The 19,098-nt window shown below is 62.9% G+C and carries 20 protein-coding genes and 1 tRNA gene; 7 read left to right on the top strand and 14 right to left on the bottom strand.

Annotated features, from left to right (window positions below):
- Positions 1-21: 21 nt before the first annotated feature.
- The 5 genes from AC07WT_RS06100 to AC07WT_RS06120 all read right to left on the bottom strand — a co-directional run bounded on the left by AC07WT_RS06100 (position 22) and on the right by AC07WT_RS06120 (position 5,063).
- On the bottom strand, positions 22-1,068 hold the full coding sequence (locus tag AC07WT_RS06100; RefSeq protein ID WP_494946416.1) for an ABC transporter ATP-binding protein: 1,047 nt from the start codon (positions 1,066-1,068) through the stop codon (positions 22-24).
- The gene (locus AC07WT_RS06105) at positions 1,065-1,976 is read right to left on the bottom strand and encodes an ABC transporter permease (RefSeq protein WP_494946417.1); all 912 of its coding nucleotides are present in this window, start codon (positions 1,974-1,976) and stop codon (positions 1,065-1,067) included. The genes AC07WT_RS06100 and AC07WT_RS06105 overlap by 4 nt, the downstream gene beginning before the upstream one ends.
- Positions 1,977-2,008: 32 nt before the next feature.
- Positions 2,009-2,833, bottom strand: coding sequence for an ABC transporter permease (locus AC07WT_RS06110; RefSeq protein WP_494946418.1), 825 nt, complete (start codon positions 2,831-2,833; stop codon positions 2,009-2,011).
- Complete coding sequence (locus AC07WT_RS06115) at positions 2,830-3,909, bottom strand: ABC transporter substrate-binding protein (protein ID WP_492595180.1); 1,080 nt, start codon at positions 3,907-3,909, stop codon at positions 2,830-2,832. Before AC07WT_RS06115 ends, AC07WT_RS06110 begins: the two co-directional genes overlap by 4 nt.
- Before the next feature lie 83 nt (positions 3,910-3,992).
- Complete coding sequence (locus AC07WT_RS06120; RefSeq protein WP_494946419.1) at positions 3,993-5,063, bottom strand: LacI family DNA-binding transcriptional regulator; 1,071 nt, start codon at positions 5,061-5,063, stop codon at positions 3,993-3,995.
- A 168-nt stretch (positions 5,064-5,231) separates the two neighbouring features.
- Here AC07WT_RS06120 and AC07WT_RS06125 point away from each other — a divergent pair.
- Positions 5,232-5,316 (top strand) — tRNA-Leu (locus AC07WT_RS06125).
- Positions 5,317-5,346: 30 nt separating this feature from the next.
- Here AC07WT_RS06125 and AC07WT_RS06130 read toward each other — a convergent pair.
- The 3 genes from AC07WT_RS06130 to AC07WT_RS06140 form a co-directional block, all read right to left on the bottom strand.
- Positions 5,347-6,435, bottom strand: a complete 1,089-nt coding sequence (locus tag AC07WT_RS06130; protein ID WP_494946420.1) for a class I SAM-dependent methyltransferase — start codon at positions 6,433-6,435, stop codon at positions 5,347-5,349.
- Positions 6,432-7,745 carry an MFS transporter gene (locus AC07WT_RS06135; protein WP_494948384.1) on the bottom strand — a complete coding sequence of 438 codons (1,314 nt, stop codon included), beginning with the start codon at positions 7,743-7,745 and terminating at the stop codon, positions 6,432-6,434. Before AC07WT_RS06135 ends, AC07WT_RS06130 begins: the two co-directional genes overlap by 4 nt.
- 460 nt (positions 7,746-8,205) lie before the next feature.
- Positions 8,206-9,435, bottom strand: coding sequence for a helix-turn-helix transcriptional regulator (locus AC07WT_RS06140; protein ID WP_494946421.1), 1,230 nt, complete (start codon positions 9,433-9,435; stop codon positions 8,206-8,208).
- Between the two features lie 389 nt (positions 9,436-9,824).
- Between AC07WT_RS06140 and AC07WT_RS06145 the strand changes: the two genes are divergently transcribed.
- Entirely contained in the window at positions 9,825-10,511 is a 687-nt protein-coding gene (locus AC07WT_RS06145) for a DUF2968 domain-containing protein (protein ID WP_494946422.1), read from the top strand.
- Between the two features lie 137 nt (positions 10,512-10,648).
- Here AC07WT_RS06145 and AC07WT_RS06150 read toward each other — a convergent pair whose 3' ends face one another.
- The 4 genes from AC07WT_RS06150 to AC07WT_RS06165 form a co-directional block, all read right to left on the bottom strand.
- Positions 10,649-11,041, bottom strand: a complete 393-nt coding sequence (locus tag AC07WT_RS06150) for a hypothetical protein (protein WP_494946423.1) — start codon at positions 11,039-11,041, stop codon at positions 10,649-10,651.
- A gap of 265 nt (positions 11,042-11,306) precedes the next feature.
- Positions 11,307-11,516 carry a hypothetical protein gene (locus tag AC07WT_RS06155; protein WP_492595186.1) on the bottom strand — a complete coding sequence of 70 codons (210 nt, stop codon included), beginning with the start codon at positions 11,514-11,516 and terminating at the stop codon, positions 11,307-11,309.
- 16 nt (positions 11,517-11,532) lie between these two features.
- Complete coding sequence (locus AC07WT_RS06160) at positions 11,533-11,805, bottom strand: hypothetical protein (protein ID WP_494946424.1); 273 nt, start codon at positions 11,803-11,805, stop codon at positions 11,533-11,535.
- Positions 11,786-12,001, bottom strand: coding sequence for a hypothetical protein (locus AC07WT_RS06165; RefSeq protein ID WP_492595187.1), 216 nt, complete (start codon positions 11,999-12,001; stop codon positions 11,786-11,788). The genes AC07WT_RS06160 and AC07WT_RS06165 overlap by 20 nt, the downstream gene beginning before the upstream one ends.
- Positions 12,002-12,235: 234 nt before the next feature.
- Between AC07WT_RS06165 and AC07WT_RS06170 the strand changes: the two genes are divergently transcribed.
- Complete coding sequence (locus AC07WT_RS06170; RefSeq protein ID WP_494946425.1) at positions 12,236-12,559, top strand: hypothetical protein; 324 nt, start codon at positions 12,236-12,238, stop codon at positions 12,557-12,559.
- 48 nt (positions 12,560-12,607) lie between these two features.
- Here AC07WT_RS06170 and AC07WT_RS06175 read toward each other — a convergent pair whose 3' ends face one another.
- A complete protein-coding gene (locus AC07WT_RS06175; RefSeq protein ID WP_494946426.1) occupies positions 12,608-12,760 on the bottom strand; it encodes a hypothetical protein in 153 nt (50 codons plus the stop codon).
- A gap of 168 nt (positions 12,761-12,928) precedes the next feature.
- Here AC07WT_RS06175 and AC07WT_RS06180 point away from each other — a divergent pair, with 168 nt between their 5' ends.
- Positions 12,929-13,432, top strand: a complete 504-nt coding sequence (locus AC07WT_RS06180; protein WP_492595189.1) for a M48 metallopeptidase family protein — start codon at positions 12,929-12,931, stop codon at positions 13,430-13,432.
- A gap of 4 nt (positions 13,433-13,436) precedes the next feature.
- Here the strand turns inward: AC07WT_RS06180 and AC07WT_RS06185 are convergent, their stop codons facing one another.
- Positions 13,437-15,752 carry an FdhF/YdeP family oxidoreductase gene (locus tag AC07WT_RS06185; protein ID WP_494946427.1) on the bottom strand — a complete coding sequence of 772 codons (2,316 nt, stop codon included), beginning with the start codon at positions 15,750-15,752 and terminating at the stop codon, positions 13,437-13,439.
- 169 nt (positions 15,753-15,921) lie between these two features.
- Here AC07WT_RS06185 and AC07WT_RS06190 point away from each other — a divergent pair, with 169 nt between their 5' ends.
- The 3 genes from AC07WT_RS06190 to AC07WT_RS06200 all read left to right on the top strand — a co-directional run bounded on the left by AC07WT_RS06190 (position 15,922) and on the right by AC07WT_RS06200 (position 19,084).
- A complete protein-coding gene (locus tag AC07WT_RS06190; protein ID WP_494946428.1) occupies positions 15,922-17,361 on the top strand; it encodes an aminotransferase-like domain-containing protein in 1,440 nt (479 codons plus the stop codon).
- Between the two features lie 21 nt (positions 17,362-17,382).
- Positions 17,383-17,700 carry an ArsR family transcriptional regulator gene (locus AC07WT_RS06195; RefSeq protein ID WP_494948385.1) on the top strand — a complete coding sequence of 106 codons (318 nt, stop codon included), beginning with the start codon at positions 17,383-17,385 and terminating at the stop codon, positions 17,698-17,700.
- Positions 17,701-17,962: 262 nt separating this feature from the next.
- Positions 17,963-19,084, top strand: coding sequence for a BMP family ABC transporter substrate-binding protein (locus AC07WT_RS06200; protein WP_494946429.1), 1,122 nt, complete (start codon positions 17,963-17,965; stop codon positions 19,082-19,084).
- Positions 19,085-19,098: the final 14 nt, after the last annotated feature.

Below are 19,098 nucleotides of genomic sequence, written 5' to 3' on the forward strand. Positions count from 1 at the left end.
AAAAAATGCGGCGCGGCTTTGTCACGATAGCGCAATCAGCGCGTCCTGCGCGATCGAAATGCCGACCGGCGTGCCGCGCGCCAGTTCGACGCGGCCCGCCACGTCGACCAGCAACGGGTCCGGCGCGGCGCCGCCGATCGTCAGCCGGGTGCGCTCGCCGAGAAACGCGGTGCTTTCTATGCTGCCGCGCAACTGGGCGCTCGCCGGGTCGGCGAGATAGGCGTCTTCGGGACGGAAGAAGAATTCATGCGCGGCACTTGCGTGCGCGCGGCTCGAGGGCAAAGGCACGGCGCCGCCCGCGGTGGTCAGCATGCCGTCGCGCTGTTCGCCCGCCAGCCGGTTGATCGTGCCGACGAACTGCGCAACCGTCCGGTTCGCGGGACGATAGTAGATCTCGCGCGGCGAGCCGATCTGTTCGATGCGCCCGGCGCTCATCACGACGATGCGGTCGCCCAGTTCCATCGCTTCGGCCTGATCGTGCGTGACGTAGACGGTCGTGATGCCGAGTTCGCGCAGCAGCGTATTCATCTCGCTGCGCAAGGTGTCGCGCAGGCGGGCGTCGAGGGCGGTCAGCGGTTCGTCGAGCAGCAGCACGCGCGGCTGCACAGCCAACGCGCGCGCCAATGCAACACGTTGACGCTGGCCGCCGGACAGCTGATCGATCGGTTTGTCGGCGTGGGCGGTGAGCCGCATCATCGCGAGCAATTCGTCGACGCGTTGCCGCGCGGTTTCAGCCGGTGCGCGTTTGATCTTCAGTCCGTAGCCGATGTTGCCGCGCACGGTCAGGTTCGGAAACAGCGCATAGCTCTGGAACACCATGCCGACCTGGCGTTTTTCGATCGGCAGCGCAGTGACGTCTTCGTCGCCGAACGCGATCCGGCCGCCGGCGTCGGGTGTTTCGAGGCCCGCGATCATGCGCAGCGTGGTGGTCTTGCCGCAACCGGATGGGCCGAGCAGCACCAGCGTTTCACCGGCGCCGATCTGCAGATCGAGCGGTTCGAGCACACGGGTGCCGCGAAACGTTTTCGCGCATTGTGTGAGCGTGATGGGAACGGAGGCGAGTTTCATGGCGTGGACGTCGGTAGTGGCTTCGAACGGGCGGCGTTGCCGCGTCGCTGCGGCGCGCTGCGCTGGCCGGTCGCATCGACGCCGAGCCATTGCATCGCGACGAGCAACGGCATCGTCATGATGAAAAACAGAATCGTGTACGCGCTGCCGATTTCGATACGCAGCGACGCGTAGGTGTCGGCGAGACCGACAGGCAGCGTCTTGGTGTCGGGCGTGTGCAGCATCCAGGTCAGGTTGAATTCGCCGATGGAAAGCGTCAGCACCGCCAGCGCACCGGCGACGATGCCCGGCCGCGCATTCGGCAGCACGATCGTCACGAAGCGCTGCAGGAAGCTCGCGCCGAGACTCGCGGCACCTTCTTCGAGCGTGCGCAGATCGCTGCTCGCGCACACCGCCGCGACCGCGCGGACCATGAAGGGCAGCGTGAACACCACATGCCCCGCGACGATGAACGCGACGCTCATGCGGAACATCGTGAAGCCGCCGTAGACCACCAGCAGCGCGAGCGCGGAGGCGAGACCGGGCAGCGCGATCGGCAGCACCAGAAACTCTTCGACAATGCGCGACAGCCGCGTTTTGCTGCGAGCCAGCACGTAGCCCGCGGGCACGCCGGTCACGAGCGTAACGAGCAAGGTCGCCGCCGCCACTTCGAGCGACAGGAACACCGAGCCGTGATACTGCGTCCACACTTCGCTCAGCCAGCGCAGCGTGAGCCCGCTCGACACGCCCTTGAAGTAGTTGACCGTGAGCCCGGCCACGATCGACATCACGACCGGCACGATCAGAAACGCGCACAGCAGCAGCGTGACGAGCCATTGGCCGGCCGCCAGGAAGGTGCGCGAGCTCGGCAACCTGAGCCGCGAGCGCGGTTTCGCAGCCGGCCGGATTGGAGCAGTGATGGAATTCATCGAGGTCTTGTCATCCGGTTTGGAAACACTGCTCATGCGCTCGCCGCGACGGCCGAGCCGGTCACGCTGCGCGCGAACGCCAGCACGAGCCACGTGACGATGCCGAGCACGATGGAGAGGCCTGCCGCGGTGAGCATGTTCGCGTTCAGCGTGAACTCGGTGTAGATGGTCATCGGCAGCACGTCGATGTCGGTGGCGAGCGTGAAGGCGGTGCCGAACGCGCCCATCGCGGTGGCGAAGCACACGGCGCCCGCCGCGATCAGACCCGGCGACAGCGCGGGCAGCACGATGTCGCGCGTGATCCGCCACGGCGACGCGCCGAGCGAGCGCGCGGCTTCTTCGAGCGAGGCGTCGAGCTTGGTTGCCGACGCCATCACCGTGACGATCACGCGCGGAATCGAGAAGTACAGGTAGCCGAGAAAGAGGCCGCTCATCGAATACGCGAACACCCAGCGGTCGCCCGTCAGCTTGAGCGACAGCGCACCGATCAAGCCCTGGCGTCCCGCCAGCATGATCACCATGAAACCGACCACCACGCCAGGAAACGCCAGCGGAAACGTCAGCAACGCGAGCAGCGTGCGCTTGAGCGCAAACTCGCGGCGCGCCAGCAGCAAGCCGGCGATCACCGAGAGCACCAGCGTCGCCGCCGTCACCGCCGTGGACAACACGACCGTCGCGCCGAGGCTCGACATGTAGCGCGGATTGGTCAGCATCGCGCGGTAGGTCGCGAACGCGTGGCCGTCGCCGCTCAACTGCGCGAGCGCGCCCATCGGCAGCAGCCAGAACGCGATGAAGACCACCAGCGCCGGCGCGGTCAACGCGATGCGCCAGCGCAGCGGGAACGTGATGTCGTTCAATGCATCACCTGCAGATAACGCTCGCCGAAGCTCGACTGCTTCTCGGCCATCTTGCCGAAATCGACCGGCTTGGCGCGGGCGTAGTCGCTTGCCGGCAGGAATTTCGCGGCGGTTTCCGGGCTCATCGCATTGGCGCGCACCGGACGCAGATACGCTTCGGCCCACAGCTTCTGGCCTTCGTCGGAGAGCACGAAGTCGAGCACCTTCTTGCCGTTCGCATCGTGCGGCGCACCCTTTACGAGGCTCATCACATACGGCACCGAGATCGTGCCTTCCTTCGGAATCACGAATTCGACATTCGCGTGATCCTTGTACTTCGCGCGATAGGCGTCGAAGTCGTAGTCGAGCAGGATCGGGATTTCACCGGACATCACGCGCGCATAGGCTGTCTGCTTCGGCACGATCGGCGCGTTGGCCTTCAGCTTGCGGAACCAGTCGAGGCCCGGCTCGAAGTTGTCGAGCGTGCCGCCGAGCGCCTGATTCACCGCCACCGCGCCCGCATAGCCGACGAACGCGCTCGACGGATCGAGGTAGCCGATCATGCCTTTGTACTCAGGCTTCAGAAGGTCGGCCCACGAACGCGGCACCGGCTTGCCTTCGAGTGCGTCCTTGTTGACGAAAAAGCCCAGCGTGCCGGAGTGAATCGTGAACCAGTAGCCTTGCGGGTCCTTCAGGTTCGCGGGAATGTCGTCCCAGTGCGCCGGCTTGTACGGCTGGATCACGCCCTTGTCTTTCGCCTGGAAAGCCGACGACACGCCGAGATACACCACGTCGGCGACCGGGCTCTTCTGCTCGGCCATCAATTGCGCAATCGACTGGCCGGAGTTCTTGTTGTCGAACGGCACGCGGATGCCGGTCTTTTGCTGGATCGCCTTGATCTGGCTGGCCCAGTCGGCCCATTCGGGCGGGCAGTTGTAGCAGATCGCGGTTTCGTCGGCGTGGGCGAGTTGCGGCGCGAAGCTCGCCAGCGCGGCGCCGGCGATGGCGCACGCCGACAGTGCGGCGGCAGCGGTGCGATTGAGACGGCGCCAGAGCGGTTTGACGGGCGCGGCTAAGCGTGCTGAAGAGCGGATCACAGCGGGTCTCCTGATGAGGAAGCGAGCGGGTGGTTCGAGGCTTGACGGTTAATGCGGGTTGATGCAGCTTGATGCGAACGGGGTTATGCGAAGGGCCGCGCGGCCGGCTCGGTGGCGCGCGCCGGCGAGCCGGCGCTCAGGTTCGAGATCGCCGTGATGGTGGCGCCTTCGCGCAAGGTGTGCGGCAAGGTCAGCGCGAGCGAGGTTTCGCCGAGTGCTTCGTAGGTGCCGGTGACGCGGGCCAGCAGGCGCTGCCACGCCGCGCAGCCGATTTCGCGATTCGGCGCGCAGACGCTCGCGAGCGGCGGCGACAGCAGTTCGCCCATCGCGAGGCCGTCGAAACCGAGGATCGACATGTCATGCGGAATCTGCAGACGCGCGCAGCGCAGGCCGCGCATCACGACCATCGCCAGCAGATCGTTGCTGCAGAAGAGGGCGGTCGGCCGGTTCGGGCCGCTCGTCAGATGAGCGAGCACGGACGGCGACAGTTCGTCGGCGTTGAAATCGACCTCGAGCGCCGGCGCGGGCGTGAGGCCGGCCTGCTGCATGGCTTGCGCGTAGCCGAGATGGCGCTGGCGGGCGCGGTCGGAGGCGGCTAGCGTACCGGCCAGCATCAGGATGCGGCGATGGCCGTGCGCGATCAGCATGCGCACGCCGTCGAAGGCGGCGAGGCGATTGTCGACGCACACCGACGGACGCCGCACCGTGTCGTTATGCATCAGCACGTACAGCAGACCCGCGCGGTCGAGCTCGTCGAGCAGCGGATGGGTGTCCGCGTCGGCGACCGTCAGGATCATGCCTTCGACGCGGTGTTCGCGCAGCGTCTCGATGGCGTGGCGTTCGCGATCGGCGTCGTACTGGGTGGTCATCAGCATCAGCCGGTAGCCTTGTGCCGATGCGAGATCGTCGATGCCTTGCAGGCATTCGGCGAACACCGGGTTGGCGAGCGTCGGCAGCACCACGCCGATGAGGCGCGTGCGCTCGCTGCGCAATTGCCGGGCTAGCGGGCTGGGACGGAAGTTGAGCGCGTCGATCGACTGACGCACTTTGTCGAGCGTGACCGGGTTGACGGTGTGCGGCGCGTTGATCGCGCGCGAGACCGTGGCGATGGAAAAGCCCGCGTGTGCAGCCACGTCCTTGATTGTTGGAATCACTGTTTCCGCCCGAGATGTAAACGTTTTCGTCGGGGGGATTATCAGCAGGCTTTGTGACTGGCGGATGACGTTAGAATTGCGGCGTGCCGCGCAGGCCGGGGCTCGTCCGGCGCGAGGCCGCCCGGTTTGGTGCGCCTGCGGCACAATGGTAGAATCGCGTCCGCCCTTGCCGGGGTGATGAAATTGGTAAACATAGCGGACTTAAAATCCGCCGCTTCACGGCTTGCCGGTTCGAGTCCGGTCCCCGGCACCACGCCACCATCCGCATTACTCTCCCCGAAAGTCAAGCAATACAGACGCGATTCCGCGCAAAAACAAATGTCTCGACCATTGCGTCGAGCTTCGCCGGGGCGGCCATCAGCCGTTGTGTCAGCAAGTGTTCGAAGCGGTCGCCGAGCGTACGCTTTCTTCGCTCGTCACCCGGGCGGTTCAGCGCGAGCAGCAAGGATGGCGCGAAGGTGGCGCGATGAAACGCCGCGTACTCGTTAGCCATTTGCGTGCGATTCTGATGTTGCTGGTATCGCTCCCAGATGTCGTCGGGCCGCGCGACGCACTCGTAATGCTCGACAACCAGGTTGCAAAACTGCCCACCGTTGTTCGCGAATGGCGCAAGCAGGTCGCGCACGGGGCGCGCAAACGTCGCCAGTACCATGTGCGCACGTTCGCCGGTCGTGATCGCGCCCTCCGCGGCCATCTGGGTCAGTGCGTCGTTCGCGTGGTTCATGAGGGTCTCAAAGCCCGTATACCCGTCGTCGTCGGCTCCAGGCAGCACCACGACAAGCCGGCCGCCCGGCCTCAGCTCTCGGGCTCTCAGAGCGAGAAAGGTTTCCCAGTCTCGCGTGGCCTGCTCGCGAAACGCGGCATTCACGGCACCCTGCGTGCACGGCAGATAGATATGACCCGCAATTGGGACCGGCACACGGCTTAACCACATCGCGGCGTACGCGCTCCAGGCAAGGTGCACGCACGCCGGCGGCAGAACGCTGTCGTAAAACGACCGACCGATTGCGCATGGAAAGACGTGAGGATCGTCGCGAAGGTACCGGTCCGGATCGTTCTCCAGCAACTCGAAGAGCGCGCTGAAATCGTTGACTGGCAGATCTTCGTGATAGACGAGGATCGGCCGGGCCGGCCCAACCCGGGCGCGCACAGCGGTTATCGCAACACGCATCGGGGCGAGCGAGTTCCTGCCCTGTGACGATCCGTATTCGGCGATTACGACCGGCTGGTCGTCCGGTTCGAGCGGGACGTTCTCCACCGCCTGCCGCAGATGAGGCAGGGCGATCGCGGCACCCGCCGCCTGATGCGTCGAGTGACGATTGTAGGCCCCTTCGCCCTCCATGCCGCCCGACATGGTCTTCGGCTGATTCATAAAGATCTCGCGAAGAGCGCGGCAGCGGCGACCAGTGCCGGAAGCCCCGCCACGATGAAAGCCTGGTTCAGGCCGTAATGCAGGCGGAGCAATTCCGCCGCAGCCAGAGCGCCCACGATCGCACCAAACCGGCCAACACCCATCATCCACGCCACGCCGGTTGCCCGTGCCCTTGTGGGGTAGTAGTTTGCCGCCAACGCCGACATCGAAGCCTGGGCACCGTTCATCGTGGTACCCGCCGCGAAAATGAGACCGGTCAGCGAGGCCAGACCGGGTGCTCCGTATCCGATGGAAATGGTGAATATCCCGGAGGACAGGAAGCAGGAACCTACTATGACATAAGGATTGAAGCGATCCATCAGCCAGCCTGAGGCCAAGGCGCCGATTCCACCCCCCAGCGGGAAGAGCGCCGTAATGAGGGCTGCGTGCGAGATGCTAAGGCCCGAATCGTTGATCAAAATGGGCAGACAATTGGTCAGTAAATAGAACATGACCAGCCCCATGAAATAGGCCGTCCAAAGCACGAGAGTCCCGACGATGAAGCGCCTGGCCAACACGACTCTAACGGCCTCCGCCGAACTTGCTTTCAAGGTCCCCTCGTCAATGACGAACCGTTTCTCGTCGGTCAGCGTACCCGGTGCGATGCGGTTCAGTATCTCGTGAATCCGGTCGGCAGCAACTCCCTTGGTCACCATGTAACGGACTGATTCCGGAACCCGGCATACGAGCGCAATGCCGAGCGCGATGGGAAGTGCGCCGCCAACAACGAGCACGCCGCGCCAGCCTGTCACGGGGATCAGGACTGCTGCCAGAAATCCGCCTCCAGCGGCTCCCAACGGGAATCCACAAAACATCGCGTTATTGACTTTGGCGCGATGGTGATCGGGGACAATCTCAGCCATGAGCGTTGCTGCGCTGGGCATCGCGGCGCCGATGCCAAGTCCCGTTATGAAGCGCAGAACGGTAAGCATGTCGAGGCTTCGCGAAGCGGCGCTCGCAAGAGACGACATGCCCAGAAAAAAGACCGCCCCAACCAGCACGGTCTTTCGACCGAATTTGTCGGCCATTGGGCCTGAACTCATCGCGCCCAATGCGAGCCCCAGGAGCCCCGCGCCAAGAACAGGGCCGAGCGAAGACTTTGCAATATGCCACTCTAAAGAGAGGGCAGGCGCAATATAGCCGATTGCTGCCGTATCGAAGCCGTCGATAGCGATGACCAGGAAGCAAAGAGTCAGTATCAACCGTTGGTAGCGGGCGAAGCCATGGCTATTTATGAAATCCTGAACATCGACAGCCGAAACGGAGTTCATCTTTGTCATCTCCCTATCCTGTTCGCCCATTGGCCACTCTTCCGTCACCGTACGTCACTCTTCGTGCAAGACATGGCTTACGTTGCGTGCATCGTTAAATGGCGGGTCAAAGTGGCTGCTCAACGCGCGCGAGAAGCGATCGCTTCAGCTGCGTGAAGCATCGTTTTGCGAGCAAGCTCCGAAGGCCTCTTGTCGTTCCAAGACCGTCGAAGACTCGCGCGTTTCGCGAAGCGTTCGTGCGGGTTCTGCCGGAATAATATTTGAACGTTTCGACGTACACCTCCATCACCTGATGGAGGTCGGTGCAATGTTGCCGGCCCCGGCTTCCTCGCTGCACGGAAAGGGATTCCGCACCCTGTCTATGCGGTGCACAGCTTTGGCGCTTCGCCGCCGAAGTCTGGGCCACCCTGGTCGGAAGCACACTTGGATGCCGTAGAGATCGATTGACTTCGCGGAGCAATCAAGTATCGACTGACACAACCGTCATTTGCTCGATCAGCCGCACAAGATCGGATTGACGTCGCGCCTCCGTCTTTTCAAATATGTGATGCAGATGTGTCCGGACGGTCGACGGCTTAACGTCAAGCAATTCGGCAACTGCATTCAGACTCGCGCCCTTATGAATTTCGCACGCTACCCGAGCCTCGACGCGGGTCAAGTTATAGAGGGTTCGCAGCTGCCGTTCCGGACTATCGGGCACGCGTTCCGGGTCGACGACAAGGATCATCGCAACAGCCTTTTGAGGCACGATCCTCGCCCAGCCGGTGCCGGCGCGCAAAGGAGAAACCAGCACCCGATATGGACGCGTTGCGGACGGGCGGCTAAGCGCGAGTGCGCCGCCCGTCGGCGGCTTTGTGCCCGCCCCGGCGGCCTGAGCCACCAGCAGGCGAAGCCTGTTCGTCAGCGTCGGGGTCATTGCGAACAATCCGGCCGGCCCTGTCCCAAGTCCGTCCGCAGACGTCAAGATCTGTTCCGCGACGCGGTTGGCGAACATCACGCGGCAGGTGGCCTCGACAATCAACACACCATGGTTCAAAGCGTCGAGTGCCGCACACGCCACATGCTGTCCGCCGCTCATTCCGCATAACCGCAGGTTCATCGTCAATGCGCGCTGAAAATGTGGCAACACGCCCGCGAGCAAGTCGAACTGCTCGCGCTCAAAGCTTCCATCACACTGTCGCCGCGTTGCCACCAGCACAGCGACATTGCCACCGTCGAGGCCAAGGTTCGCGCCGATAGCGGTGTGCATACCCTGTGGGCGCGCCCAGTCCTGGAAGAAGTCGCTGTACTCCAGCACCGTTCTGGGGCCCATCATCGCGTCGGATAAAATCGTGCCAGACGACCACATCCGCGCCAAAGCGAATGGGTCCGACCGGACGTAGTGCTCTTCGTACGCCTGCACAAACGCGGGTTCGGCGCCTGCCCAGGCGATCGACCCTAACCGCTGCCTTGCGTCTCCCGCCCACAGATGCGCGTGCATGGCGCCCAGCAAGGCGGCAACCTGTTCGAGTGCGCGCGGCCACCGATCCGGTTCTACCGCCGCGTCATATACAGCAGCGATAAGCTTCGAAAGCTCGTTCTCGGACGACATCGTGGCTTCCTCCCGCCGGTCAGATCGCGTCACCCATTCCGTGTCTGCCAAACCAGTGGCATTCGCGATGAAAGTAAGCGCGCGCTCCGGGATGTGCATGACCGGCAAATCCCCGTCAAATGATGGAGCCCTGCCAATCGTTACTATAGTTCGGCGACAGCGTGCGAAGGACATGATGCCGGCGCGCCGTTGACCGCCCGAAAGCGCGGATGAGCGATCCCGCCTCCTTGATGCGAGCTGTTCCGCTCGCAGTGGTCTCCGATAACCGTGAGATCGAAGCTCCCCGAACGCTCGCCAGTCGAACCCGACACACTTCGATTTTTCCCGTCAATCTCCCGTTTGTCGCCTCAACATTCCCGAACAATTGCCGTTAACAGGCGAGCAGGGGTTCGCTTCACCAGTTGGAGTTGGCGATTTTGCCGGCTCGTTGCTATCGATATGAGAGGTTGGCAAAACATATGAAACTGTCTTTTGCCCAGAAGCTCGCCATGATCGCATCCGTTGCGATGGGGGGCGTGCAGAGTGTGGATGCGCAGACTTTGCCGGACAGCGGCGCGAGCGCTGCCGTCGTTGCCCAGCCGGGCACGGCAACGGCACTGCCGGCCACGACGCAAGAACAGCAGGGACAGGCCGGTGTGCTCACAGCCGACGAGGCGAAGCAATCCGCCGCCGGCAACGTCGCCGAGCTGCAACAGATGATCCGCGGTTCGGACACGAGCGAGCTGCGCACGACGTACAACGGCAACTACGGCGCGAGCCTGCTGTTTTACGGCAAGGAAATGACCTACTACGTCGCGCTGTTCCAGCAGAAGAACTTCTGGCGCGTTATCAAAACGCAGGACGAAACGCGCGCCGACCTGATCTATAAGGACTTCGTGCGCCGGACCGTGCAGTTGTCCGATGTCGAAATCCGCCGCACGCGGCTCGAGGCGCAAAAGGCGTTCACCGAGCGGAGGATTGCGCTGTCGCAGGATCGTGCGAACCGCCTGCAGGCTGACCTCGATGTAGCGCGTCAGCAGCAGAGCATCGTCAATAGCCAGCAGCAACAGACGCGTGCCGAAGCCGCCTCGCTTGCGCAACAGAAGGCCGCCGCGCAGGACCAGTTGCGGGCCGCGCAGCGGCAGGTCCGCGAACTTCAGAGTCAGTTGGAAAGCGGCTTGGCGGGCTTACACTGATTTTCAGCCGGCGCCTGCAGGAACACGACCCCGTCCGGTTCGCCGCGCGGGGTCGCATTCGCTTACCGATGCGACACGTTGCGCGAGCCGGTCCGCTTTGAGCCCGGCACGGTACGCCGGCACGAATGGCGCGGGATTCATGCGTCGGCACCTCGCCGGCGGGGCGCGGTCAGATTGACCCACTCGTAAGCGTCATGTCCAAGCCTGCCCACTTCGCGCCATACGGCGAAGGGAATCTCCTGGCGGGCCGCGTGCCGATCAACAAGACCCTGGCATACGTTTGTCATCTGTCGAAGCAGCACAATCGCATGCGCTTCAGGTCTCTCTCCATGCTGGTCGAGCGCCGTTTTTGCCTCTTGAGCTCGTTGAGCCATTGTCCGCCATTGAGAATCCCGGATTTCCTGAGCGTAAGTGCCGCGCTGCGCGAGTGCGCTCGAAACAATGTAGAGATTTTTGAGCGCAGTGACGACGCCTGGTGGCGGCACGACGCAACCGTCGCTGCGGTCCGGCTGCAGGTGCGTCATCAGCATGCCCTCGACAGGTCCGCCAGAGGCGCGACCGCGGAACCTGTTCTCGACGAAGTCATGCGACCCGGTGAGGAACGGGCGGAACGGGAGACGTTAGCCAGACGGTGTAAATCTGGCCTCGGTAGCGGTGCTTGCAAGATGCCGGTCGGAGTGGCGCACATGCGGGCATGACGAGTGTGGTGGGTTGGCTATTCGCCGAATTGTTCAGTTCGTTTTCTGCCTTTCGTACAGGCAGGTCTACCGATATGGAGGCTATAGCCGGGTTACCTTAATGTTTGCGGCCGAAGCACGCCAGGGCTGCATCGGCGGGCGACAGGCCGGCGTCGAAATAACCCCGAAGACGCCCTACGGTCACAGGGTCGGGATAATACGGCGGGCGAATAAATTCCGCTTCGACGGCTTCGGAGTACCAGGCGCGCATCCACTGGTCCAGGCCCTGTTCGTATATCAGCGATACGTATTTCGACTCGTTAAACATGTTGATTTCCGAAAGCTCAATAGACGCGTTCGCCGTAAATAATCGCGCGGACACTGCAGGCAATCAGCCGACGCGACGACGCCTGACGGCGCAACGTTGTCTGCGAATTTCTGACCTGTGACACCAGCAGCAATTGACGCAGCAGCATTGACGCAGCTGCGGCAGGCGTGTTCAGGGAATCAATGCGCTTGCCGTGACGATGACCGGTTTCAAAGAAAACGATCCTTGCTTGCCGTCGTGACGGGCACTCAAAAGCTTTGCGGCGCTCGTCACTGCGGTACCAGGACACTACATTCCGCGACGGGGGTGCCGAGCAGGTCGAGCAGCGCGCAGAGTCGTTGTCGATCCTGCGCCGACAGGCCGGGACGTCCTAGCAGGCCCTCGATCTGCGATATCCAGTAGTCACGACGGATCAGTCGCGGGCGACGAACCAGCGCGTTCAGCGCCTTCTCCAGTTGCCCGATCTCGGTCTTTACTGTGTTCATGTCCGTCTCCTTCCGTGATCCTCTAAAGCTGGAATGTCGCATCGGCTGTCGTCGTTCCGGAGCCGACACCTCGTTCGGAATACATAGTGGCTGTTCACATCACCCGGCGCGACGTTGGCGGCGCTCGGGCATCGGTTGTGATGCAACACGCGCTACAAGTAGTTGAGCCATATCACCATCAGGACGTAGGCGAGGACGCAAAGCCAACGCAGAATGAGACTACGGGGTGTCGACATGGTCTATACGCGGGCTCATTTCGCGCTTTCAGACCGGCTCGGCAGCCGTCCACCGCGTCCAGCCGCTTTGTCCACCCGCGTCGGTGACGCGCAAGGCACGGGAGCCGTCAGCGAACGTCAGGCATTCAACGCGAAGCCGCCGGTCTGCGGCAGTATCGTCTGCGTGGACATCGCCGCCTTGATGTCTGAAATGCAGCTTGCCTTCCTGCAAGAGGTCCAGCGGCGACTGGTCTCCTGGGCACGCACGTTTACGGTCCCATCGGTTCAGGAGCGTCGCGGCAATTTCGGCGTCGAACATGTTGGACTTTCCTCTGCGGGCTGATAACGATGTCAGCCCAGAAGCATCTGGAATCGTGCCTCCCGGGCCGCCTTAAAACCCGCCATCACGATTGAATACCGACGCTCTGTTGGTTCGATGCACCTGACGCAACAACCATGCGTCGAATCCCGTGGTCGCGGTCAGACAGGCAAGCCCTTGGAGTAATGGCAGCCACAGTTTTTGGGCAAACGTTTGCTTTTTCATGTCCGACCCGCCGTCACGGCATGGATGAAGTCAGCATGTATTACGGCGTGCCTTTTACATATTTTGATTGGTGTAAACCCTATATTGGCCAACCGCCTGCAAAGGAGCCGGGCGGTGCAATAATTTGCTCTGCGCAGGTTTTGGAACCCCACGCGCAACCAGACCACAATGAAGCCATTGAAATACCTAACCGGCTACCCGGCATCGCTACAGGAAAAAGTCCAGAAGCTGGTCGCCGGCCAGCAGCTCGGCGCGTACCTGGCCGAGCGATATCCGAACGGGCACGAAGTGCAGACCGATCGCGCACTCTATGACTACTGCGCGGAGTTGAAGCGCGAACACCTGCGCAGTGCAGCCGCAATCGACAAAGTGATCTACGACAGCAAGCTCGATGTCGTGCGCCACGCACTGGGCCTTCACACCAGCATCTCCCGCGTGCAGGGCGGCAAACTCAAAGCAAAGAAAGAAATCCGCATCGCCTCGCTATTCAAGGAGACGGCGCCGGAATTCCTGAAAATGATCGTCGTGCACGAACTCGCCCACCTGAAAGAAAGCGACCACAACAAAGCGTTCTACCGCCTCTGCGAGTTCATGCAACCCGGCTACCACCAGTTCGAATTCGACCTGCGCCTTTACCTGACGCACCGGGATCTCACGAGAAACCCGACCTGACCTGTCAAGCGGCGACAGCCTCCGCAGCAGAGGCACTCAACAAAACCGGAATCGACTTCGAAGTCGGCGTTCCCGCGCCATCGGCGACAGAAGACAGCGGCACCAGCGGATTCGTCTCCGGGTAATACGCGCCCAGACAACCGCGCGGAATGTCGTACTCCACCAGCAAAAAACCATCTGCGCGACGCTCGATGCCGTCCGCCCACACGCTCGTGATATCCACCCGCTGACCGGCCACGAAACCGAGCATCGCGAGGTCGTCCTTGTTGGCAAACAGCACGCGGCGCTGGCCATACACGCCGCGATAACGATCGTCGAGGCCGTAAATCGTCGTGTTGTACTGATCGTGCGAACGGGTCGTCATCAATGTCATCAGGCGCTCGCCGTGCTCTTCGCGCGCGCGGTGAATCGGCGTGTCGACGGCAATCGCATGCACCATGAACTGCGCCTTGCCGCTCGGCGTATTCCAGATCCGCTCGCGCGAGGGCACGCCCAGATGAAAGCCGCCCGGGTGCTTGAGCCGCTCGTTGTAATCCTGGAAGCCGTCGATCACCTGCGCGATGCCGTCGCGGATCAGCGCATAGTCGGCGGCCTGCGCGAGCCAGTCCACCTTCGCGCTGCCCAGTGTGGCGTGCGCCATCCGCGCGACGATGGCGATCTCGGACAACAGATTCTCCGAGGCCGGCTTGTTCATGCCGTACGAGATGTGCACCATGCTCATCGAATCCTCGACGCTCACGCCTTGCGCCACGCCATTCTGCAAGTCGATCTCGGTGCGGCCGAGCGTCGGCAGAATCAGCGCGTCGCGGCCATGCACGAGGTGGCTGCGGTTCAGCTTGGTGGTGATGTGCACGGTCAGGTCGCACGAGCGCATCGCCTCCCATGTGCGCGGCGTGTCCGGCGTCGCGATCGAGAAGTTGCCGCCGAGGCCGATGAACACCTTCACCCGGCCGTCGAGCATCGCCTGGATTGTGTTGACGACGTCGAGGCCGTGTTCGCGCGGCGGCTCGAAATCGTAAACTTCGCCGAGCCGGTCCAGAAACGCCTGGGTCGGCTTTTCCTCGATGCCGACCGTGCGATCGCCCTGCACATTGGAGTGCCCGCGCACCGGGCACAAGCCCGCGCCACGGCGGCCAATATTGCCGCGCATCATCATCAGGTTCGACAGCAGCTGCACCGTCGGCACCGAATTCTTGTGTTGTGTGAGGCCCATGCCCCACGTCGAAATCACCGCGCGGCCCTTCACGTAGATGTCGGCGAGCTTCAGCACCTCGTCGAACGGCACGCCCGATTCGGCGACGATGGTGTCCCAGCTTTCGGCGCGCAGGTCATCGGCGAACGCCGCGAAGCCCACCGTATGTTCGGCGATGAACGCGACGTCGAGCACGCGTTCAAGGCCGGACAGCTGCGCTTCGTCGTCGAGCTCGATCACACGTTTGGCGACGCCCTTGATCAGCGCAAAATCGCCGCCGACCTTCGGCCGGATGAACACCGAACTGATCTTCGTGCTGCCGAGCGTCAGCATTTCGACCGGATTCTGCGGGCTCGCAAAGCGCTCCAGCCCGCGCTCCTTCAGCGGGTTGATTGACACGATGGTGGCGCCGCGCTTCGCGCACTCGCGCAACTCGCCGAGCATGCGCGGATGGTTGGTCGCCGGATTCTGGCCGAACAGCAGCAGGGTGTCGGTATGTTCGAAATCGTCGAGCGTGACCGTGCCCTTGCCGACGCCGACCGTGTGCGGCAGGCCGCGGCTGGTCGCTTCGTGGCACATGTTCGAACAATCGGGAAAATTGTTGGTGCCGTACATGCGCACGAACAACTGGTACAGAAACGCGGCCTCGTTGCTGGCGCGGCCCGAGGTGTAGAAGGCGGCGCGATCGGGGTGGTCGAGGCGCTTCAGGTGATCGGCGATCAGGTCGAAGGCTTCATTCCAGCCGATCGGCACGTAACGGTCACGGACGGCGTCGTAGACGAGCGGGTCGGTCAGGCGGCCGTGCTGCTCGAGCTCGAAATCCGATTGCGTCATCAGTTCGGCGACGGTGTGCTCCTCGAAGAACGCCGGCGTCACACGCTTGCTGGTCGCCTCGGCGGCCACTGCCTTGACGCCGTTTTCGCAGAATTCGAAGGTGGACGCGTGTTCGCGATCCGGCCATGCGCAACCGGGGCAGTCGAAACCGTCCGGCTGATTCTGTTTGAGCAGCGTGCGGTAATTGCCGCCCGTCACCTTTTCCTTGATGAGATTGATGGCGACGTACTTGAGCGCGCCCCAGCCGGCTGCCGGGTGCATGTACGGTTCGATGCGAGCTTCGGGTTTCTTCATGATTTTGCCGCTGGAGCAGCTTTGACGAGGCTGATAGGCCGATGGATGCAAGCCTACTGTGTTCCAAAAGCAGTGCAGCATACAGAAAATTGGAAAGCGGAGGGATACAGTTGGTCGATATTTGTCATAGACTGGCGCTCCCGCCCACGCGTTTGTTTGAGCCAGGTCCTTGAAACTGTACGAAAAACTCGCCGACGAAATGACCGAGGCCGTGCGCCGCGGCGTCTTCGCGGCCGGTGAGCGGATCCCGTCGGTGCGTCAGGCGAGCCAGCAGCACGGCGTCAGCATCAAGACCGTGCTGCACGCGTATGCGTTGCTGGAAAGCCGCGGGATGGTCGAATCGCGGCCGCAGTCGGGCTATTTCGTGCGCGACGCCGTGACCACCGTTGCGGCTGCGGGGCTCGACGGGCCGCGGCCAGGCCGCAAAGCCGCCGCGCCAACGCCGCCGGTGGCCGCTGCCGTCGACGTGAGCCGGCTGGTGTTGGCGACGCTGCGCAGCATCCGCGCGCACGACGCCGTGCCGCTCGGCTCGCCGTATCCCGATCCGTCGCTGTTCCCGTGGCGGCGCATCAACCAGTACGCGAATGCGATTGCGCGGCGTCACGCGAGCTGGAACCTGATCGACGACCTGCCGCCCGGCAACCCCGAACTGATTCGCCAGATTGCGCGCCGCTACGCGGAAAACGGCGTGCCGGTCGATCCGGACGAAATCGTCATCACGCTCGGCGCGACCGAGGCGATCAACCTCAGCTTGCAGGCGGTGGCCAAACCGGGCGACACGGTGGCCGTCGAATCGCCGACCTATTACGCGATGCTGCACGCCATCGAGCGTCTCGGCATGCGCGCGATCGAAGTGGCCACGCATCCGGTCGACGGCATCGATATCGAGGCGCTCGCCCAGGCCATCGCGAGGCAGAAGATCGCCGCCTGCATGGTGATGCCGAACTTCCAGAATCCGCTGGGTTTCCGGATGCCGGACGTGCGCAAGCAGCAACTGGTCGAACTGCTCGCCGCGCACGAAATTCCGGTGATCGAGAACGATGTCTACCAGGAACTGTACTTCGGCGAGACCCGGCCTTCGACCTTGAAGAACTACGACAGCAAAGGGCTGGTGCTGCATTGCGCGTCGTTTTCGAAAAGCCTGACCGCGTCGTACCGGATCGGCTGGGCGATGCCGGGGCGCTACCGCGCGCAGGTCGAGAAACTGAAGTTTCTCAACACGCTGACCACGCCTTCGGTGCCGCAAGTCGCCGTCGCGGATTACCTCCGGCAAGACGGCTACGACCGGCATCTGCGGCACGTGCGCAAGGTCTACCGGCAGCAGGCGAGCATCATGACGGCGATGGTGCAGCGGTTTTTTCCCGCCGGCACACGGACCTCGACGCCGCAAGGCGGCTACGTGCTGTGGGTGGAGTTGCCGGAACGCGTCGATTCGATGCGGCTCTATCAGGCGGCGCTCGCGCGCGGCATCACGATCGGGCCGGGCATGATGTTTTCGATGCGCAACGACTTTCGCCATTTCATCCGGCTCAATTACAGCTATCCGTGGACGGCGCAGATCGAAGCGGCGCTGAAGATCCTGGGCGAACTCGTGGCGCGGATGGCTTGAGAAAACAAGGAGACACTCATGGTGGAAGACGACGACATCGACCCGGTGCTGGTCGCCGTGCTGGCGCAGTTGTGGCGCGCGCATCAGGAGACGCCTGGCGGCGCGTGGTCGCTCGCCAGGCTGTCGAAGCAGGCGGCCGTGCCGATGAGCGGCTTGCGGCGGCAGTTGACGGCGCTGGTCGACGGCGGCCTCGTCGACACCACCTTCAACGAGGAGGGGACGGGCACCGCCCGTCTGAGCGAGACCGGTCTCGGCTTATGCGCGGCGTTGTTCGGTGGCGCCGAGCCGCCTGACGATCCTGACGATGCGCAGGCCGACCCGGCGCCGCCGATCCACTGAGGCGAAGCCGGCCGGGCGCGAGCGTAGCGGCGAGCAGCAGCGGCGAGTAGCAGGGGCGAAAGTTTAAGAGGCATGGACTCATTCGAAGAAATCGAACATGTTTTCGCGCGTACCAAAATACAGCCCGCGTTATGGGCGGAATAACGGGAAATAATTTTTCCGCTGAATTTGACCTTCGAATATGGCCCCTTATGCTGAAGTCTTGCCCGGGTTTGTCCCGGGCGCTATGGCAGGCACCTTCCAAACCATCGTCGGAGAATTCATGAAAGCAAAGCTGGCGCGAGCGCTGCATCACTCACTGCGTATCAGAACCGTGCGGACCGTCGTCGCCGCCGCACTCGGGGCGACCGTGGCATTCGGCGCCGCGGCGGCCACGACCCAGCCGCTGGGCATCGCCTTCGTCTATCTGGGCAATCCGGGCGACGCCGGCTGGACCTATGCGCACGAACAGGGTGTGAAAGCCGTCGAGGCGCAATTTGGCGACAAGATCAAGGTGACGCGTGTCGAGAACGTGCCCGAGTCGGCGGATTCGGAGCGCGTGTTTCGCGATCTGGCGTCCAAGGGCAACAAGATCGTCGTGGGTTCGAGCTTCGGCTTCCAGGATTTCGAATTGAAGGTGGCGAAGGATTTCCCGGACGCCGTGTTCGAGCATGCAACTGGCTACAAGAAGGCGCCCAATTTCGCCACTTATGACGTGCGGACCTATCAGAGCGCTTATCTGGCCGGTCTGGTCGCGGGCTATACGACCAGGTCCAACACGCTGGGCTTCGTCGGCTCGGTGCCGGTGCCTGAGGTCGTGCGCAATATCAACGCGTTCACGATGGGCGCGCGCTCGGTCAACCCGAATGCGCGAGTGAAGGTGGTCTGGATCAATAGCTGGTTCGATCCGGGCCTCGAGAAGCAGGCCGCAGAAACGCTGATCGGCCAGGGCGCCGACGTGCTGATCCAGAACACCGATTCGACCGCGACGATGCAGACCGCCGAGCAGAAGAAGGTCCACGCATTCGGTTGGGACTCCAACATGAAGAAGTTCGGCCCGAACGCGCAACTGGGCGCCTGCGTGACCAACTGGGGCGTGTATTACACGCATCTGGTGCAGCAGGTGATGTCGGGCACGTGGACCAACGCGCCGGTCTGGTGGGGTTTGAAGGAGAAGGCGATCGATCTCGCCGACATCAACACGGACGCGGTTTCGCCGACGGCGCAAAAGGCGTTGAACCAGAAGCGTGAGGACATCATCTCCGGCAAGTTCAATCCGTTTGCCGGGCCGATTGCGGATCAGTCCGGTGCGGTGAAGGTGGCGGCGGGCAAGTCGCTGAGCGATGCGGAGCTGTCGCGTCTGAACTGGTTCGTGCAGGGCGTGGACGGGTCGCTGCCGAAGTAACGGATGGATTGGCT

This window comes from Paraburkholderia sp. GW821-FHT02A12, from assembly GCF_059422005.1.

What these genes read in the sequence shown, in the direction of transcription:
- AC07WT_RS06100 (WP_494946416.1), bottom strand. Translation starts at nt 1,068, where the DNA reads ATGAAACTCGCCTCCGTTCCCATCACGCTCACACAATGCGCGAAAACG.
- AC07WT_RS06105 (WP_494946417.1), bottom strand. Translation starts at nt 1,976, where the DNA reads ATGAATTCCATCACTGCTCCAATCCGGCCGGCTGCGAAACCGCGCTCG.
- AC07WT_RS06130 (WP_494946420.1), bottom strand. Translation starts at nt 6,435, where the DNA reads ATGAATCAGCCGAAGACCATGTCGGGCGGCATGGAGGGCGAAGGGGCC.
- AC07WT_RS06135 (WP_494948384.1), bottom strand. Translation starts at nt 7,745, where the DNA reads ATGAACTCCGTTTCGGCTGTCGATGTTCAGGATTTCATAAATAGCCAT.
- AC07WT_RS06140 (WP_494946421.1), bottom strand. Translation starts at nt 9,435, where the DNA reads ATGCACATCCCGGAGCGCGCGCTTACTTTCATCGCGAATGCCACTGGT.
- AC07WT_RS06145 (WP_494946422.1), top strand. Translation starts at nt 9,825, where the DNA reads ATGATCGCATCCGTTGCGATGGGGGGCGTGCAGAGTGTGGATGCGCAG.
- AC07WT_RS06150 (WP_494946423.1), bottom strand. Translation starts at nt 11,041, where the DNA reads ATGCTGATGACGCACCTGCAGCCGGACCGCAGCGACGGTTGCGTCGTG.
- AC07WT_RS06155 (WP_492595186.1), bottom strand. Translation starts at nt 11,516, where the DNA reads ATGTTTAACGAGTCGAAATACGTATCGCTGATATACGAACAGGGCCTG.
- AC07WT_RS06165 (WP_492595187.1), bottom strand. Translation starts at nt 12,001, where the DNA reads ATGAACACAGTAAAGACCGAGATCGGGCAACTGGAGAAGGCGCTGAAC.
- AC07WT_RS06170 (WP_494946425.1), top strand. Translation starts at nt 12,236, where the DNA reads ATGGTCTATACGCGGGCTCATTTCGCGCTTTCAGACCGGCTCGGCAGC.
- AC07WT_RS06175 (WP_494946426.1), bottom strand. Translation starts at nt 12,760, where the DNA reads ATGAAAAAGCAAACGTTTGCCCAAAAACTGTGGCTGCCATTACTCCAA.
- AC07WT_RS06180 (WP_492595189.1), top strand. Translation starts at nt 12,929, where the DNA reads ATGAAGCCATTGAAATACCTAACCGGCTACCCGGCATCGCTACAGGAA.
- AC07WT_RS06185 (WP_494946427.1), bottom strand. Translation starts at nt 15,752, where the DNA reads ATGAAGAAACCCGAAGCTCGCATCGAACCGTACATGCACCCGGCAGCC.
- AC07WT_RS06200 (WP_494946429.1), top strand. Translation starts at nt 17,963, where the DNA reads ATGAAAGCAAAGCTGGCGCGAGCGCTGCATCACTCACTGCGTATCAGA.